This is a genomic window from Rhizobium sp. Root1212 (assembly GCF_001424985.1).
Classification (GTDB): Bacteria; Pseudomonadota; Alphaproteobacteria; order Rhizobiales; family Rhizobiaceae; genus Pararhizobium.
This window is the reverse complement of record NZ_LMDA01000024.1, coordinates 211,432-228,618: the sequence shown is the minus strand read 5'-3', so window position 1 is coordinate 228,618 and position 17,187 is coordinate 211,432. Positions and strand designations below refer to the sequence as shown.

General features: G+C 62.3%; 16 protein-coding genes. 8 read left to right on the top strand and 8 right to left on the bottom strand.

The annotated features are described in order from the left end of the window. Window positions 1–58: 58 nt before the first annotated feature. The 4 genes from ASC86_RS20910 to ASC86_RS20895 all read left to right on the top strand — a co-directional run bounded on the left by ASC86_RS20910 (window position 59) and on the right by ASC86_RS20895 (window position 4,064). Window positions 59–604, top strand: coding sequence for a DUF1003 domain-containing protein (locus ASC86_RS20910; RefSeq protein WP_056325760.1), 546 nt, complete (start codon window positions 59–61; stop codon window positions 602–604). Window positions 605–761: 157 nt separating this feature from the next. Beyond that, window positions 762–1,184 carry a TadE/TadG family type IV pilus assembly protein gene (locus ASC86_RS20905; RefSeq protein WP_056325758.1) on the top strand — a complete coding sequence of 141 codons (423 nt, stop codon included), beginning with the start codon at window positions 762–764 and terminating at the stop codon, window positions 1,182–1,184. Between the two features lies 1 nt (window position 1,185). Then, window positions 1,186–2,913, top strand: coding sequence for a TadG family pilus assembly protein (locus ASC86_RS20900; RefSeq protein ID WP_056325754.1), 1,728 nt, complete (start codon window positions 1,186–1,188; stop codon window positions 2,911–2,913). A gap of 194 nt (window positions 2,914–3,107) precedes the next feature. Next, window positions 3,108–4,064 (top strand): hypothetical protein, encoded by a 957-nt coding sequence (locus ASC86_RS20895; RefSeq protein WP_056325750.1) that lies wholly within the window; start codon window positions 3,108–3,110, stop codon window positions 4,062–4,064. Here ASC86_RS20895 and ASC86_RS20890 read toward each other — a convergent pair. The 5 genes from ASC86_RS20890 to rpiA all read right to left on the bottom strand — a co-directional run bounded on the left by ASC86_RS20890 (window position 4,040) and on the right by rpiA (window position 9,026). Further along, window positions 4,040–4,438, bottom strand: a complete 399-nt coding sequence (locus ASC86_RS20890; RefSeq protein ID WP_056325747.1) for a GFA family protein — start codon at window positions 4,436–4,438, stop codon at window positions 4,040–4,042. The genes ASC86_RS20895 and ASC86_RS20890 overlap by 25 nt on opposite strands. Window positions 4,439–4,576: 138 nt before the next feature. Continuing rightward, window positions 4,577–5,950 (bottom strand): 3-deoxy-7-phosphoheptulonate synthase class II, encoded by a 1,374-nt coding sequence (locus ASC86_RS20885; protein WP_056325745.1) that lies wholly within the window; start codon window positions 5,948–5,950, stop codon window positions 4,577–4,579. Between the two features lie 104 nt (window positions 5,951–6,054). After that, window positions 6,055–7,443 (bottom strand): glutathione-disulfide reductase, encoded by a 1,389-nt coding sequence (gene gor, locus ASC86_RS20880; protein ID WP_056325742.1) that lies wholly within the window; start codon window positions 7,441–7,443, stop codon window positions 6,055–6,057. 217 nt (window positions 7,444–7,660) lie between these two features. After that, entirely contained in the window at window positions 7,661–8,206 is a 546-nt protein-coding gene (locus ASC86_RS20875; RefSeq protein ID WP_056325740.1) for a DUF2059 domain-containing protein, read from the bottom strand. 127 nt (window positions 8,207–8,333) lie between these two features. Then, window positions 8,334–9,026 (bottom strand): ribose-5-phosphate isomerase RpiA, encoded by a 693-nt coding sequence (rpiA, locus tag ASC86_RS20870; protein WP_056325737.1) that lies wholly within the window; start codon window positions 9,024–9,026, stop codon window positions 8,334–8,336. 225 nt (window positions 9,027–9,251) lie between these two features. Between rpiA and ASC86_RS20865 the strand changes: the two genes are divergently transcribed. Continuing rightward, on the top strand, window positions 9,252–9,929 hold the full coding sequence (locus tag ASC86_RS20865; RefSeq protein WP_056325736.1) for an HAD family hydrolase: 678 nt from the start codon (window positions 9,252–9,254) through the stop codon (window positions 9,927–9,929). 196 nt (window positions 9,930–10,125) lie between these two features. On the opposite strand, the gene ASC86_RS20860 is transcribed toward ASC86_RS20865, so the two are convergent. Next, a complete protein-coding gene (locus ASC86_RS20860) occupies window positions 10,126–12,015 on the bottom strand; it encodes a murein L,D-transpeptidase (RefSeq protein ID WP_056325734.1) in 1,890 nt (629 codons plus the stop codon). Window positions 12,016–12,522: 507 nt separating this feature from the next. On the opposite strand from ASC86_RS20860, the gene fumC reads away from it, so the two are divergent. The 3 genes from fumC to ASC86_RS20845 all read left to right on the top strand — a co-directional run bounded on the left by fumC (window position 12,523) and on the right by ASC86_RS20845 (window position 15,955). Next, window positions 12,523–13,914 (top strand): class II fumarate hydratase, encoded by a 1,392-nt coding sequence (gene fumC / locus ASC86_RS20855; RefSeq protein WP_056325731.1) that lies wholly within the window; start codon window positions 12,523–12,525, stop codon window positions 13,912–13,914. Window positions 13,915–14,085: 171 nt separating this feature from the next. Next, a complete protein-coding gene (locus tag ASC86_RS20850) occupies window positions 14,086–15,150 on the top strand; it encodes a GGDEF domain-containing protein (protein ID WP_056325729.1) in 1,065 nt (354 codons plus the stop codon). Window positions 15,151–15,322: 172 nt separating this feature from the next. Beyond that, complete coding sequence (locus ASC86_RS20845) at window positions 15,323–15,955, top strand: L,D-transpeptidase (protein WP_056325726.1); 633 nt, start codon at window positions 15,323–15,325, stop codon at window positions 15,953–15,955. A 61-nt stretch (window positions 15,956–16,016) separates the two neighbouring features. Here ASC86_RS20845 and ASC86_RS20840 read toward each other — a convergent pair whose 3' ends face one another. Together ASC86_RS20840 and ASC86_RS20835 are read right to left on the bottom strand one after the other, a co-directional pair. After that, window positions 16,017–16,625, bottom strand: a complete 609-nt coding sequence (locus tag ASC86_RS20840; RefSeq protein WP_056325725.1) for a pyridoxamine 5'-phosphate oxidase family protein — start codon at window positions 16,623–16,625, stop codon at window positions 16,017–16,019. Window positions 16,626–16,688: 63 nt separating this feature from the next. Beyond that, a complete protein-coding gene (locus ASC86_RS20835) occupies window positions 16,689–17,063 on the bottom strand; it encodes a DUF971 domain-containing protein (protein WP_056325722.1) in 375 nt (124 codons plus the stop codon). Window positions 17,064–17,187: the final 124 nt, after the last annotated feature.

Below are 17,187 nucleotides of genomic sequence, written 5' to 3'. Positions count from 1 at the left end.
TGTTCCCTTCGGCCATGAAGCGTCCTAGAACATCAGGGATAGCCAGCCGGAGCATCCCATGTCCCATCTCGACGATATCACCCACACGATTTTCGGCAGGGCCAATGCCCAGTTGAGCGAAGTCGAACGCTTCGTGCTCGATCACGCCAGGCAGCGGCGCACGCTGGCGCAGGACCTCAACGCCAAATTCGACGAGACCCAGAGCCGGGGCGACCGGCTGGCCGATGCGATCGCCCGCGTCGGCGGCTCCTGGGGCTTCATTATCGCCTTCGGGCTGTTCCTCGTCTTCTGGGCGGTGATCAACACGGTCATCCTCACCCGAGATGCTTTCGATCCCTACCCCTTCATCTTCCTCAATCTGATTCTGTCGATGCTCGCCGCGGTGCAGGCGCCGGTCATCATGATGTCGCAGAACCGCCAGGCGGCGAAGGACCGGCTGAGCGCCAGCAAGGACTATGAGGTCAACCTGAAATCCGAGGTGGAACTGATCGCGCTGCATCACAAGATCGACACGGTGCTGCTCCGCGAGATCGCCGAGTTGCGCGGCGAAGTGACCCGCCTCTGCAACCAGCTGGCGGCGGCAGGCCAGAGCCCCGATACATGACCGGGCGCCTACAACCGAAAGCACGCGGGAATTTCATCTATAGATTTATGGATTGAGTAACAATCAACTTTTGGATGTATAGAAAATTTAACGAATGAATCACATCCTATAGGTGCATCGGAATTTTTACTCTCCGAAAACCTGTAGGGAGGTGCCTATGAAAACCGGCCTGCGTCTCTTGCGTCGCAAAGACGGTGCCGCCGCGATCGAATTCGCGCTGATCGCCCCGCTTTTCTTCATGACCATCCTGACGATGATCGGCTACGGCATCTATCTGAGCGCCAGCCATACGATCCAGCAGATCGCCGCCGACGCCGCCCGCACGGCCGTCGCCGGTCTTTCCGCGACCGAACGCCACAACCTTGCCGATCATTACGTGCGCACGATGATCGAGGACTATCCCTTCATCAACAAGCGGAAAGTCTCCTACGAGGTCGAGGACGACCTCAACAACATCGATCAGTTCACGGTGACGATCACCTACGACGCCAGCGACCTGCCGATCTGGAACCTCTTCACCTTCGCGATGCCCAACCAAGAAATCAGGCGCTACGCCACTATAAGACTGGGAGGTATCTGACATGCCGAATTGTAAAGCGCCGAACCTCCGCACCGACAGATCGGGCAATATCGGCATTTCCGCAGCGCTTGTGGCGCCGCTTGCCATCCTGTCGCTCGGCCTCGGCGTCGATTACGGCTATCTGACGCTGCAAAAGCGCGAGATGCAGGCGGCCGCCGATATCGCCGCCATCGTCGCCTCCTCCGATCTCGCCAATATGGAGACCGCCACCCGGCGACACCTTAAGGCCAACGGTCTGAACATGGCGATTGCCACCTCCCGAGGCCTCATCGATCTCGACGGAAAGCCGGTCAAGGACGAACTGGTGGCGCTGCAAGGCGGCATCGTCACCCTGACCAAGGGCCGCTACCTGCCTGACCCGGCGCTCGATGTCGGCGAACGCTTCATTCCCAACGCCACTCCAGCCGATGCCGCGCAGGTAACCATCGACCGCGAAGGCGAACTGCATCTTGCCGCGATGTTCTCGACGCCACCGACGCTGCGCGCCAGCGGAACCGCCGCCAGCACCAAGCTTGCCGCCTTCTCGGTCGGCTCCCGGCTCGCCAGCCTCGATGGCGGCGTGTTGAATGCCGTGCTCGGCCAGCTACTCGGCACGACGATCTCGCTGAAAGTCATGGATTACCGCGCGCTGGCCGATGCCGATGTCGAAATCCGGCCGTTCCTCGATATCATCGCCACGCGGCTGAAGCTTACCGGCGCGACCTATGAGGACGTGCTGAACGCCAGCCTCGCTATGCCGGACCTGCTCGCCGGCATGCGGCTCGCCGGCGGACTGTCGAACACGGCGAACAGCGCGCTGAAGGCCATCGAGACCGCCACAACCCGCAACAAGGCCAGGTTCACGCTGGCGCAGCTGCTCAATATCGATCCGAAGAAGGAGATCAAGGTCGATGCCGGCTCCGACTGGAAGATGAAGATCAGCGCGCTGGAAATGCTCTCGGCCGCCGCCGCGATCGCCAATGGCGGCAACCAGATTTCCATCGCCGCCCTGACGGGTGTTCCGGGCATCGCCACCGCAAGTGTCAATCTCGCCATTGGGGAGCCGCCAATTGAGACACCGGCCCATCGCCTTGGTAGCCCCGGCAGCGCGGTGCGCACCGCCCAGACCCGCCTTGCCGTAACCGTCGAGGTCGATGGCCTGGCCGCCCTTGCCGGCATCAGGATCAGGCTCCCGCTCTATGTCGAGGTCGCGCATGCGGAAGCGCGCCTGGCCGATATCCGCTGCTATGGCGGCAGCAGCACCAATGCCGGCGTCAGCATCGATACCGTGCCCGGCATTGCCGAAATCGCCATCGGCAACGTCAATCCGTCCGTGCTTTCCTCCTTCGGCAGCAGTCCGCGGGTGGAAAAGGCCCGACTGGTCGAATCGCCGCTCTTGCGCATCGACGGCATCGCCCATGTCGAAACCCAGAACATGCAGCCGCAGCGGCTGACCTTCAGCCCCTCGGAAGTCGCGATGTCGGCGGTGAAATCAGTCTCGACGCGAGACACCCTGACCTCGACCACCCAGTCGTTGCTTCGCAATCTCGATCTCGACATCAAGGTGCTGTTCCTGTCGCTCGGCAGCCCGAAACTGGTTCAGGCAGCCCTTGCCGATACGCTGGGCGCCGTCACGCCGGCCATCGATACGCTGCTTTACAATATCCTGCTCGCGGTCGGCGTCCGGGTTGGGGAAGCGGATGTCCGCGTCACCGGCGTCAATTGCCTGCGGCCGGTTCTCGTGCAGTAACCAACGACAGGGATTTTTCGCCGTTTGGGTATTTTTTCGAACAGATAGGAAGGCTCGCACGTTATACTCTTGCCGCTCGAGACCGGTCCCGGCAATTTTTGCAAAAACCGGCCTCGACGCGGCGCATCCTTCGGCTTGGCATGCCGGCTGCGATGCGCAAACCAGATGGCCAGAGACCATGGAACACTAGGAACATGACGGTTGCTCCCTTCGCCGGCCATCACACCGGCAGCTATCCGCTCCTGACGACGCCGGAAGCGCTGGTTGCCCACCCCGCCTATTTCGCCGTTCTTCAGCAATGCGCCCGCCACCTCGTCGGGCTTTACGATCATTTTCCGCGGGTCGCGCGCCTCGTCTCCTCACAGCAGAAATGGCTGCTGAGCCAGGCGGCTTACGCGCTCTATCTGCAACGCGACCCCGAAGACCCGCTGAGCGGCATCACCGCTTCGCGCCTGCTCGATATCATGGTGAAATTCGGCGCGGCCAGCCGCAACACCGCCGCCGCCTTCCTCGCCGAACTGCTCGCCTACAAGCTGATCCAGGACGTGCCCGGCAACACCAACCGCCGCTCGCGGCCGCTGGAACCGACCGCCGTCATCATCGACGCCATGGAAAAATGGTTCCGCGGCCAGATGCACAGCCTCGACCTGCTCGATGGCGGCACCCGTGTCGTCCGCCTCGATGCCGATCCGACGATCTTCCACCGCGCCCAGCCGATTGCCGCCAGGCAGTTGATCGAGGACCGCGCATGGCGCGAGCCGCCAGCCTCGATCGCCTCCTTCGTCTGGACTGAAAACGGCGGCCTGCTGCTTGACGACATCATGTCGAAGGTCGTGACGTCAGGCCCGTCGAACCGGCCCTACCTGATCGAGGATTTGAGCTTTTCCGAACTGTCGATCCATTACGGGCTGTCGCGCACCCATATCCGCCGGCTGTTTACCCGCGCCGAGGAAAGCGGCTGGGTCGGCCGCACTGAAAAGATCGGCCGCAAGCGGCACCTCTCGGTGTCGCCGGATTTCATCAACGCCTATATGGGCTGGCAGGCGATCAAGCACTGCGCACTGGACCGCGCTTTTGCGATTGCCGCCGAAGGCCCGGCGCATCTGACGCCGGGCGAGCGGATGTTTCAGTTGCTGGAAGCGGCAAACTGAGGCGCGCCGTCGTTGATTTCGTAAAAATCGCCCTTGTCGGCGCAGAAGATGTGCACGCCGATCTTCAAATCGGTCGGCTGATCGAAGCTGCCGGCCATGATCGAGGTGTCGGTGCGCCCGTCCGCCTTCCAGAACAGCGCCGAGCCGCAGGTGCGGCAAAACCCTCGCGCCGCATCGTCGCTGGCGCGGTACCAGGTAACGTTCTCGGCCCCTTCCACCGTCAGCCTGTCATCGGCCACATTGGTCGCGGCATAATAGAGCCCCGTCTGCCGGCGGCACTGGGAGCAGTGGCAGGCGATGACCTCGCGCAGCGCGCCTCTCGTCTCGAAACGCACCGCGCCGCACAGACACTTCCCGGTATGAATATCCTGCATGATCCCCCCTGACATGAAAAAGCCGGACCAACATCGAGTGTTGGCCCGGCCCTGTCAATTTCAATGCGTTCAACCCTGGGATCAGCAGCGCTGACCCTGGGGATCAGCAGGGCTGACCCTGGGGATCAGCAGCGCTGATCAGCCGTTGACCACCATGCGCTTCTCGTCGCGACCACCCTTCATGCGCTCGGCGAGCAGGAACGCGAGTTCCAGCGCCTGATCCGCATTGAGGCGCGGGTCGCAATGGGTGTGGTAGCGATCGCCGAGATCGGCGCCCGAAAGCGCACGCGCGCCACCGGTGCATTCGGTCACGTCCTTGCCGGTCATCTCGATGTGGATGCCGCCCGGATGTGTGCCTTCGGCGCGATGGATCTGGAAGAAGCTTTCGACTTCCGACAGGATGCGCTCGAACGGACGGGTCTTGTAGTTGTTGAGCGTGATCGTGTTGCCGTGCATCGGGTCGCAGGACCAGACCACCTTCTTGCCTTCGCGCTCGACCGCGCGAATGAGGCGCGGCAGGTGCTCGGCGACCTTGTCGTGGCCGAAGCGGCAGATCAGCGTCAGGCGACCGGCCTCGTTGTTCGGGTTCAGGAGGTCGATCAGTTCGATAAGGCCGTCAGCCGACAGCGACGGGCCGCACTTCAGGCCGATCGGGTTCTTGATGCCACGGCAGTATTCGATATGGGCATGGTCGGGCTGGCGGGTACGGTCGCCGATCCAGATCATGTGGCCGGAGGTCGCGTACCAGTCGCCGGAGGTCGAATCGACGCGGGTCAGCGCCTGCTCGTAGCCGAGCAAAAGCGCCTCGTGGCTGGTGAAGAAATCGGTCTCGCGCAGGCTCGGATTGGTTTCCGAGCTGATGCCGATCGCCTTCATGAAATCCATGGTCTCGGAGATGCGGTCGGCGAGCTTGCGGTAACGCTCGGCCTGCGGGCTGTCCTTGACGAAGCCCAGCATCCACTGGTGCACGTTTTCGAGGTTGGCATAGCCACCCATCGCGAAGGCGCGCAGCAGATTCAGCGTCGCGGCCGACTGGCGGTAGGCATCGAGCTGGCGCTCCGGGCTCGGAATGCGGGCGGCTTCGTTGAATTCGATGCCGTTGATGATATCGCCGCGGTAGCTCGGCAGCTCGATATCGCCCTGCTTCTCGATGTTCGAGGAACGCGGCTTCGCGAACTGGCCGGCAATACGGCCGACCTTGACGACCGGCTGCTGGGCGCCGAACGTCAGGACGACGGCCATCTGCAGGAAGGCGCGGAAGAAGTCGCGGATCGTGTCGGCGCCGTGCTCGGCGAAGCTTTCGGCGCAGTCGCCGCCCTGCAGCAGGAAGCCGCGGCCTTCGGCGACATTGGCAAGCGCGCTCTTCAGGCGGCGGGCTTCACCGGCGAAAACCAGCGGCGGATAGGTCGCAAGCGTTGCTTCGGTCGCAGCCAGTGCTGCCAAATCCGGATAGTCCGGTACCTGCTGGATAGGCTTCTGCCGCCAGCTGCTCGGGTTCCAATTCTGCGCCATGATACTCACCTGTTCCTTCACCGGCTTTGATCGCCGATCCGGGTCTCGAAAAAAGTCTCGGGCTTATAGACCCTGCCAGACCGCTTGTATAGTCAAATGCTGTGTTACTGCCGCTCGCCATTCTTGATGCGGTAGGTCGGCGAATACATCGTCACCAGTTCTTCCGCCGCAGTCGGATGCACGGCCATGGTGCGGTCGAAGACATCCTTGGTGACACCGCCCTTCAACGATACGCCGAGAAGCTGCGCCATTTCGCCGGCATCATGGCCAAGAATATGGGCGCCCAGAACCTTGCGATCAACGGCGTTGACGATCAGTTTCATGATCATCTTCTCCGAACGCCCCGAAAGTGTCGCCTTCATCGGCCGGAATTCGGCACGGTAGATTTCCAGGTCTTCGAATTTGCGCGCCGCATCCTCTTCCGTCAGGCCGACCGTGCCGATTTCCGGCTGCGAGAACACGGCGGTCGCGATCAGGTCGTGATCCGGCGAGGTCGGATTGTTGCGGTATTCGGTCTCGATGAAGCACATGGCCTCGTGGATGGCGACAGGCGTCAGTTGCACCCGGTTCGTGACGTCGCCGAGCGCATAGATGCCCGGCGCGCTGGTGCGCGAAAAGGCATCGACGACAATCGCCCCCTGCTCGTCGACAGTGACGCCCGCCTTTTCGAGGCCGAGCGCGCCGGTGTTCGGCACACGGCCGAGCGCCAGCATCACCTGATCGACCGTCAGCACGCCATGGTTTTTCGTTTCCGCAACACGACGCCCCTCGCCATCGACCGTGATCGATTGCAGCACGTCCTCGCACAGGATCTTGATGCCCTTGGCTTCCATTTCCTTGTGCAGGCCGTGGCGCAGGTCGTGATCGAAGCGGGAGAGAATTTCCTTGCCGCGATAGATCAGCGTCGTCTCGACGCCGAGCCCATGGAAGATATTCGCGAATTCGACGGCGATATAGCCGCCGCCGGCGATCAGGATCGATTTCGGCAGCTCGGCCAGATCGAAGGCTTCGTTCGAGGAGATGCAGAATTCGTTGCCCGGCAAAGCCGGGTGCGGGCTCGGATGACCGCCGACGGCGATGACGATCCGCTCGGCCGTCACCACCCGGTCCTCGTTGAGGAGGCGCACGCTGTTCGGCCCGACGAGTTCGGCGCGGGTATTGAAGATTGCCGCCCCGGCATTGTCCAGCCCCTTGCGATAGAGACCTTCAAGCCGGGTGATTTCCTTTTCCTTGGCTGCGACCAGCGCCTTCCAGTTAAAGCGGCTTTCACCGACCTCCCAGCCGAAGCCCTTGGCATCCTCGAAGGTCTCGGAAAACTGCGAGGCATAGACATAAAGCTTCTTCGGCACGCAGCCTCTGATGACACAGGTGCCGCCGTACCGGTATTCCTCGGCAATGCCGACCTTCTTTCCGAGCGAAGCCGCGACACGGCCGGCGCGCACGCCGCCCGATCCGCCGCCGATGACGAAGAGGTCGTAATCATAAGAAGCCATGGGTCGAAACTCCCGGACGGGTCAGAGGCGGGCGCCGGCCGGAAAACGGCAGCGCCGGGGAAAGGCAATTCAGCTCCTGATATAGGATTGCCCGCCGATGCTGCAAAGGCCATGCGAGCCGCGCGCGGTACTTCATCCACACCGATAGGTAAAAACAGTTCGGGCCGCGCAGGGAGTTTCCCGCGCGGCCCGAACATCGTGATTTTGCCCGAAAGGCTTATTGTGCCGGCTGGGTGCCTGCCGGAGCGGCTTCGGTCTTCGGAACCAGCGTCGATTCGAGCGCCTTGGACGTCGCGGCATTCAGATCGCGGGAGATGCCGGCGGCCCAGATGTCGGCGGCCTTCAGCATTTCGCGCGAGGCGATCGGGCCGTTGTTGAGCAGCTTCTTGCCGGCATCGGAACCGTAGAAGGCAGCGATCGCGTTCAGCTCGTCGATGGTGAAGGTCTTGGCATAGATCGTCGCGGCTTCGTGCTCCAGATCGGCGCGACGTGCGGCGAGTTCCAGAGCCTTTTCATCGACCGTCTTGCTGATCAGGTCTTCGTAGTTCGGCGATGCCTGGATCAGCGAGGTTTTCGCGCGCGCAGCCAAGTTCGGCAGGATGTTGTCGAAGCCGTTGGTGGCGCCGATAGCGGTGATGGCGGCACGGGCGGCCTTCAGCTGCTCTTCGCTAACATCCTGCGCCTTCAGGACAGGCACCATCACGGCGGAGAAGATGACGGCGGCGGCACCGATGGTCCGGCCAAGGCCTGCAAGTTTGATCATGTCTGTAACGCTCCTGTCAGTGTCCGTTAAGGCGAGACGCCGTGGCGCCGCGCATAATTCGATTTCTCCAGCCCCGCCGCCGCCGTTCGAGCAGGCCGGCTGCAAGGCTCAAATTCAAGTTCCGTCGCTAGGCGCCCAACACCCGTGCGCCGTTCGGCCCGGCAATGATCGCGAGCGATGCGATGCCGATGAACAGCCCATGCTCGACCACGCCCGGAATCGCATTCAAATCGCGCGCCAGCGCATCTGCATCAGGAATACGGCCAAAAGATGCGTCGAGAATAAGATGTCCACCGTCCGTCATGAACGGGCCGTCGCCGGAGCCGCGCACGACGATCTCGCCGGAAAGCCCATGGCGTGCCGCAAGTTTTTCGACGGCGATGCGGGTAGCGACCAGACCGAAGGTATTGACTTCGATCGGCAGCTTGAAAGCGCCGAGCACCTCGACCACCTTGGTCTCGTCGGCGATGACGATCATGCGCGAGGAGGCGGATGCGACGATCTTTTCGCGCAGCAGCGCCCCGCCGCCGCCCTTGATCAGGCGCAACTGAGGATCGACTTCGTCGGCTCCGTCGATGGTGAGGTCGAGTTCCGGCAGTTCGTCCAGCGATTTCAGCGGAATGCCGAGTTCGAGGCAAAGCCGCGCCGTGCGCTCAGAGGTCGGAACGCCCTGAATGCGGAAACCGTTCGCGACCTTTTCGGCGAGAAGCCTGACGAATTCCTCGGCCGTCGAACCGGTGCCGATACCGAGACGCATGCCGTCTTCGACATGCTCGAGCGCTGCCGCGGCAGCCTTGATCTTCATTTGGCGGGCGTCCATGCGCCGCGTGCTCCCTGTTAGCAAGAGGAGCGCCACAGCAGAACCGCGCGCCCCTTCCAATTCCGTTCAGACGTTTACACGCGCCGCGCGGCAAACAAAAGCCCAAAAGAGGCGTGAGACCAATTCGAGGCCATTAGCCATCCCCGCAAGTCGCGATTGATTTTTCGCGAGGCTTCCCCTACCCCGGCCCCTATATATCCAATGCCCGTTCCGAAAGGTCCTGCCGTGTCCGCCCCCGTAGTCGTCTTCGATCTTGACGGAACCCTCGTCGATACCGCCCCCGATCTCATCGCCAGCCTCAACCACGCCGTCGTGCAGGCCGGCCTGCAGCCGGTGACCTATGGCGACCTCACCCATCTCGTTGGTCATGGCGCCAAGGCGATGATCGAGCGCACATTCGCACTGCGCAACGCCCCCTTGAGCGCTGCCGATCTCGACTGGCAGATGAAGGAATTCGTCGATTATTACCATGGTTCGATGCCAGGCGAATCGCTGCCTTATCCCGGCCTGATCGCCGCCATGGACCGGTTGTCGGCCAAGGGCTTCACGCTCGCGGTCTGCACCAACAAGCTGGAAATGCTGGCCCGCAGCCTGCTCGACGGCCTGTCCCTGACCTCCCGCTTCGCAGCGATCACCGGTGGCGATACATTCCCGGTGCGCAAGCCCGATGCCGAGCACCTGCTCGCCACCATCCGCCTTGCCGGCGGCAGGCCGGAACGCGCCGTGATGATCGGCGACAGCCTCAACGACATCCTCGTCGCCCGCAATGCTTCGGTACCCTCGATCGGCGTGCCCTTCGGCTACTCCGACGTGTCCATCGAAAGCCTGACGCCGACGACGATCATCACCCATTTCGACCAGTTGACCCCGGAGTTGGTGGAAAGCCTGTTCGTGGCGGCTTGAGACTTGCAGGCCTCTCACCCACCGTCGTCATCCTCGGCCTCGTGCCGAGGATCTTCCAGCCTGTCCGCATAAACGGAGAGGCTGGTAGATGCTCGGGACAGGCCCGAGCATGACGAAAAGAGAGTTCCGGACGCTTCCGATAGACAAAAAAGCCGGCCTCCTGGGCCGGCTTTTTCGTTTCATCGATCAATCGCAATCAGCCTTCGGCCTGACGCGCCGTGCGGGTCGCCTCGAAGGCGCGGTCCATATACATGTCGCGCTCGTAGACGTCGTCGAAATACTCGACCTTGCCGTCCTTGTTCGGCCACGCCGTGAAATAGGCGACATAGACCGGAATACGCTGCGGCACCTGCACACCCTTGTTCCGGCCGCCCGAAATCTGCTTGGCGATATCGTCGACCGAGGTATTGAGCACCGCCGCCGCCATCCGGCGCGGATCGGCAAGGCGCACGCAGCCATGGCTCAAAGCGCGCTGATCGCGGGCAAAAAAGCTCTTCGACGGCGTATCGTGCATGTAGATCGCATGGCTGTTGGGGAACAGGATCTTCAGTTCGCCCAGCGCGTTGTCGCTGCTCGGCGGCTGGCGCACGGCGATGCCCGAGGTCGAGCCGCCCCAGTTCACGTCATAGGACGAGACCGGCCGGCCGCCGACTTCCACCTGATAGCCGAGGCGATCGAGATAGCCCGGATCGGAGCGCAGCTTCGGCAGCATCTCGTTGATAATGATCGACTGCGGCACGCCCCAGTAAGGATTGAACTCGACGGTCTGGATTTCGTCCTCGAAGAAATAGGTCTGGTTCGACTTCGAGCCGACCACGACGCGCATCGAGAACTGTTCCTTGTTCTGGTCGTGGTAATAGACCATGAAAGCCGGCTGGTTGATGAAAACGTAGCGGCTGCCGAGATCGGCAGGCAGCCAGCGCGCCTGTTCCATCGCCACTTCAAGCTTGTGGATACGGTCGGCCGTCGAATCGTCGCCGACGAGCAAGCGGATCGAGGCCTTGCCGACGATACCGTCCGCCTTCAGGCCGTTTTCCTTCTGGAAGCCTTCGACCAGCGAGACGAGTTCCGGCGTGTAATCCGGCGTGCCCTGATAGGCGGCCAGCGTTGCCGCATGCTCGGCCTTCAGCGCATCCGAACCCTTCTGGCGGATGCCGGCGATGACATTGGCAAGCTCGGGATTGGCGATACCGGGCTTCAGCAGCGTGCCGGGCGCGATCTCGATACGCGGCGCGTCGTCGTTCTGGGCCTTCAAGGTTGCAAGTTCTTTTACGAGCGCCAGGAATTCCGGGCTCGACGGGTTCTGCGACTTCAGGAACGCGGCGGCGTCATGGCTGCTGGCGATGACCTTCAGCTTGCCGGAGAGATTGACGCTCTTGCGCTTGAAATCGTGATAGCCGGAGATTTTATTCGGATCGATGCGGCCGCGCACCGTGTCCTGGATATAGGTCAGCGCCGCAGAGGTCAGGCGGACTTCGAAATCGACCAGCGTCTTTTCGCGGGCGGCTATGTCGTTGCGATCGAAATCGTCGGTGGGCATCTCCACGGCATAATCGCGCGGGTCGAGTCCGACGGACGCCGCATCTGCAAGCACGGCGACGACGGACTTCGCCTGCGCATTGATGCTCGTGCCCTCGATCCAGATGAACTTGCCATTCGCGCCGTAGTACCCTTCGACGGCCTTGGCGACTTCGCCGGGCGCGAGCGCCGAGACATCGGCGAGATACTGGCGGACATCGGTCAGCGGCGCGCGCAGCATCGGCGGCAGGTCGCTGTTCTGCACGGAACCGGTAACGACCGGATCGGTCGCCTTGGCAGCCGTCTGGATGCGGCGCACCGGATCGGCCTTATAGGTGTAGTAGCGCGGCGAGCTGACCTTCGGCGTGGGGCGCGAAGCCTGCTTTTCAGCCGGCTGCTGCAGCGATGTCCCGACGCCCGGCAACGGCTGAACCGCTTCGGCCACCGGCTGCTTCTTCCTGTTCAGCCATTCCATCAGGGTTATCGCATTCGCGTTCGTTACGCCGAACGACGCGGACGCACACCCGGCAAGAAGGGTTACGATCGCTGCGGTCTTCATAAATTTCATGAGTATAGTCGTCCCTGTCTCGCATTGCCGCCCGTGGCCGGCTTGAGGTCCGGCCCTGCACGAAGGCTTTGCGGCGATCGTGCTTAATTGCTTATAAGAAAGGTTGGTGAATGAAAAGGAAACGCGCCCTCCTTCAAGCCCGTCCGAGACGTCACATTCACGTGACATTTTCGGCCTCCGGGGAAACGCGCAAGACCCCGCAAAAATTTGAATTGTTGCGATAATTTTTCCGTGAGCACCCCGACGGTGGGTGCGGAGATAAAATTTGCGCAACGGCACCCGGAAAAATCTGGTGGCGGATGTGACGGAAACGTCACGCCGGACAGACTGGTCAGCCGGCGATTCCATCCCTTCCCGTATTTAAACGATTGTAGCATGGCCGCAGCCTTCCCGGCCCCTTTACAACCCCCTGCGGCTGGGCCAGAGAGATGCCCATCACCAAGGCCAGCGCGGCCGCCGGCTGATCCAGAGTTCCGCCCGGCCGCATGAGGAAATGAGGGATAACGGATGACATCGACGCGCACTGAAACAGATACCTTCGGCCCGATCGAAGTGGCAAACGACCGCTACTGGGGCGCCCAGGCGCAGCGTTCGCTCGGCAATTTCAAGATCGGCTGGGAAAAGCAGCCGCTGTCGATCGTGCGTGCCCTCGGCATCGTCAAGCAGGCCGCCGCCCGTGCCAACGTGGCGCTCGGCCGCCTCGATCCGAAGATCGGTGAGGCCATCGTGTCGGCCGCGCAGGAAGTCATCGACGGCAAGCTCAACGACCACTTCCCGCTCGTCGTCTGGCAGACCGGCTCCGGCACCCAGTCGAACATGAACGCCAATGAAGTGATCTCCAACCGCGCGATCGAAATGCTCGGCGGCGTCATGGGCTCCAAGAAGCCGGTGCACCCGAACGACCACGTCAACATGAGCCAGTCGTCGAACGACACCTATCCGACGGCCATGCACATCGCCTGTGCCGAGCGCGTCGTCCACGACCTGCTGCCGGCCCTCAAGCATCTGCACGCCGCCCTCGAAGCCAAGGTCAAGGCCTTCGATCACATCATCAAGATCGGCCGCACCCACACGCAGGACGCGACGCCGCTCACCCTCGGCCAGGAATTCTCCGGCTATGCCGCGCAGGTCGCCTCCTCGATCAAGCGCATCGAGATGACGCTGCCGGGCCTGTGCGAACTCGCGCAGGGCGGCACGGCCGTCGGCACGGGCCTGAATGCCCCGATCGGATTTGCCGAAAAGGTCGCCGACGAGATCGCGGCCATCACCGGCATCGCCTTCAAGACCGCCCCGAACAAGTTCGAAGCGCTGGCCGCCCATGATTCCATGGTCTTCTCGCACGGCGCGATCAATTCGGCCGCGGCCGCCCTCTTCAAGATCGCCAACGACATCCGCTTCCTCGGCTCCGGCCCGCGCTCCGGCCTCGGCGAACTGTCGCTGCCGGAAAACGAGCCAGGCTCTTCCATCATGCCGGGCAAGGTCAACCCGACCCAGTGCGAAGCGCTGACCCAGGTCTGCGTGCAGGTGTTCGGCAACAATGCCTCGCTCACCTTCGCCGGCAGCCAGGGCCATTTCGAGCTGAACGTCTACAATCCGCTGATGGCCTATAACTTCCTGCAGTCGGTACAACTGCTGTCCGACGCCGCCATCTCGTTCACGGACAATTGCGTCGTCGGCATCGAGGCGCGCGAGGACAACATCAAGGCGGCGCTCGACCGCTCGCTGATGCTGGTGACGGCGCTCGCGCCGAAGATCGGCTATGACAATGCGGCCAAGATCGCCAAGACCGCCCATAAGAACGGCACGACCCTGCGCGAGGAAGCCGTCGGCGGCGGCTATGTGACGGACGCCGAGTTCGACGAGGTGGTTCGCCCGGAAACGATGATCAGCCCCGCCTGATATGCTTTTTGCGGCAAACGCTTGAAAAGAAGCGGAGCGTCCAGGCGCTCCGCTTTTTCATTGTGGTTGAAGTGAATGCCGGCGATGCACGAGACGAAACGTTAAGGCTTCCAAAATCTTTTATCCCTAGAACTAACGGTGCAGAAACAACAGCACTGAAGGAGTTGCCAGATGCAGTCGGCAACCTCGGGAAAGATCCAGATGCCGGATATCGCAGCGCAGGTCACCTATGCGATGCGGATGATGGGTGTCTCGCCGATCCCGCGCAATTACGAGCTTTACTACGAGGCCTATATCGGCTCCAACCCGAAGCTGACCAAGGAACTGGCAGCGCTCGGCAGTCGCGCCACGCAGGAAGAGCTGGACGAGATCGGTGCCCGCTATTTCAGCCACCTTCACCCCGCCGGCATCGACAAGGTGCACAACCAGATGGCCCTCGAGCTGGCCGACCTGCTTAAGCTTCTGCGGGAGGAGCAATTCGCGCTCGAAAACTACAACAAGGTACTCGACGAGACCTATCGCAACATCTCCAGCAAGAGCAACACCAGCGCCGATCTCCTGCGTCAGGCCGTAGGCATTCTGTCCGAAGCCACCGTCGATACGATGAGCCAGGGCAAGGAGCGGGCCGAAAACGTCTCGATGAAATCCTTCGAGATGGAGGTCATCCGTCAGGAACTCGACGAGTACAAGCGCATCGCCAACACCGATTCGCTGACCCGGCTTGCCAATCGCCGTGCCTTCGACGAGCGGCTGGCCGCCATCTACAATTCCGATTCCCAGAGCTTCACCGGCCTGCTGATCGCCGATATCGACCACTTCAAGAAGGTCAACGACAGCTTCGGCCATCCCGTCGGCGACAAGATCCTGGCAACCGTCGGCACGGTCATCCGCACCAATCTGCGCCGCGATGCCTTCGTCGCCCGCACCGGCGGCGAGGAGTTTGCCATCATCCTGACCGACAGCACCCAGGAAGAAAGCCTGCAGGTGGCAGAGCGCATCCGCGTAGCACTCGCCAACACGCCGTTCAAGAATTCGAAATCCGGCGTCAATTACGGTCCGATCACGCTGTCGATCGGCGTCTGCCAGGCGCCCGCCGCCGAAGACCCGGTCGATCTCTACAACAAGGCCGACGTCGCCCTCTACTGCGCCAAGAATGCAGGCCGCAACCGCTGCATGCTGTTTGAAGACGGCATGAAGAAGGATGCCGGCAAGAGCTGGCTGATCTACCGCAAGTAGGCGTCACCCGTCCCATTCCTGAGAAAGGCCCGCCCTCGCCGCGGGCCTTTTTCGTATTGCAAACACCCCGTTCCCAAGGAAACAGCGGGCTTTATTGCCCCAGGCTAAAAAGGCTCCATAACGGGGGCAGCGGAAGGAACCGGCAAGCTCCCACAACCGGGAGATATGGGACATGAAAACCTTCGCCGCCACGCTGATCGCCGCCGCCACGCTCTTTTCCACCACCGCCTTCGCCGCCGGCCAGACCGCGAGCTACGATGTCGCCTCGCTGCAATCGGCCACCGCCAGGACCAGCCTGCTGCAGGCCCTGACGCAGGGCAAGGCCAAGCCGAAGAACGACATCAGCCGCGCGCCGATCCCGCGCAAACTGGTCGCTTTCGCCGAGGAAGTCGCGCCCGGCACCATCATCGTCGATAATTCCGAGCGCCGCCTCTATCACGTTCTCGGCGATGGCACGGCGATGAAGTACGCCATCAGCGTCGGCCGCAAGGGCTTCATCTGGACCGGCACAAACACCGTCAGCCGCAAGGCCGAATGGCCGACCTGGAACCCGCCGGCCGAGATGCGCGCCCGTGAGGCGAAGAAGGGCCATATCCTGCCGGTGACCATGAAGGGCGGCATCAACAATCCGCTCGGCGCCCGCGCTATGTATCTCGGCTCGACCATCTACCGCATCCACGGCACCAACCAGCCGTCGTCTCTCGGCAAGGCCATGTCCTCCGGCTGCATCCGCATGGCGAACGAGGATGTCGAGCACCTCTATGCCAATGTCACGATCGGCACCAAGGTCATCGTCCGCAACTGATGCGGTGGACAGAAAAAGACCGCGCTCCGAGATGGAGGCGCGGTCTTTAGGCGTTTGCAGATCACCACATCGTCTTGGCCGCGCGTTCCGGCCATTCCCGATCATAGGTCGCAGCATCGAAATCGGCCTTCGCCGCCTTCAGCAGATCGCCCGGCGTCGGCAGAGCCCGAGGATCGACAAACCGCGCGGGGTTCCACAGCTGCGAACGCATCAACGCCCGCGCGCACTGGAAATAGACCTCGCCGATCGTCACCACGATGACGCTGCGCGGGTTCTTCCCATCCACTTCGAAAGCATTCAGAAGCGCCGGATCGACACTGACGACCGCAGTGCCGTTGATGCGCATGGCCGTATTGGATCCGGGAACGAGGAACATCAGCGCCACCCGCGGATCGCGCACGATATTGGCCAGCGAATCGACCCGGTTGTTGCCGCGCCAGTCGGGCATCAGCACCGTGCGGTCGTCGGCGACGCGCACCACCTGCTCATCATCGCCGCGCGGCGAACAATCGAGCCCTTCCGGCCCGACCGTGGCAAGAGCCGCAAAGGGCGAAGCCTCGATCATCCGTGCATAATCCCGCGTCAAGGTCTTCGTCACCTTGACCATGGAGGCCTCGCTGGTGGCGCCGTAGAGCGCGTGCAGTTCCTCGATACTGCGGATGATGGTCATCGTCTGGTCCCCTTGCCGTTTACCGCTCTCTGCCCGCGCACCATGACAGGCGCATGACGCCGGTCAGCGCGGCCGTTCCGCCTTGTCGCGGCTCATGCCTTTTTCAGCGAGCGCCTGCTCGTATTCGGCAAACATCGCCTCGCCCTTTTCGCCGAGTTCCCGCAGATAGGTCCAGGTGAAGATGCCGGTGTCGTGCATGTCGTCGAAACCGATGCGGACGGCATAATTGCCGGTCGGCGTCATGCTGAGGATCGCGACATTGCGCTTGCCGGGCACGGTCACGCCCTGCCCCGGCCCATGGCCCTGCACCTCGGCGGAGGGCGACAGCACCCGCAGCATTTCCGCGGAAAGATCGTAGGAGCTGCCGTCGTTGAAGCTCGCCGTCAGCCGGTGCCTGTCCTTCGACACGCGCAATTCGGTCGGCCAGATTTCGCTCATGTCGCGCCTCCTTCCCGGTCGCCGGACGATTCCGGCCCGCAAACTGCCAGTAGCGCACTTGCAAGGATTTGGCCACGAAACCCATGCTGGATGTGACACTCTTTCACATTTTCCGATGCTATCG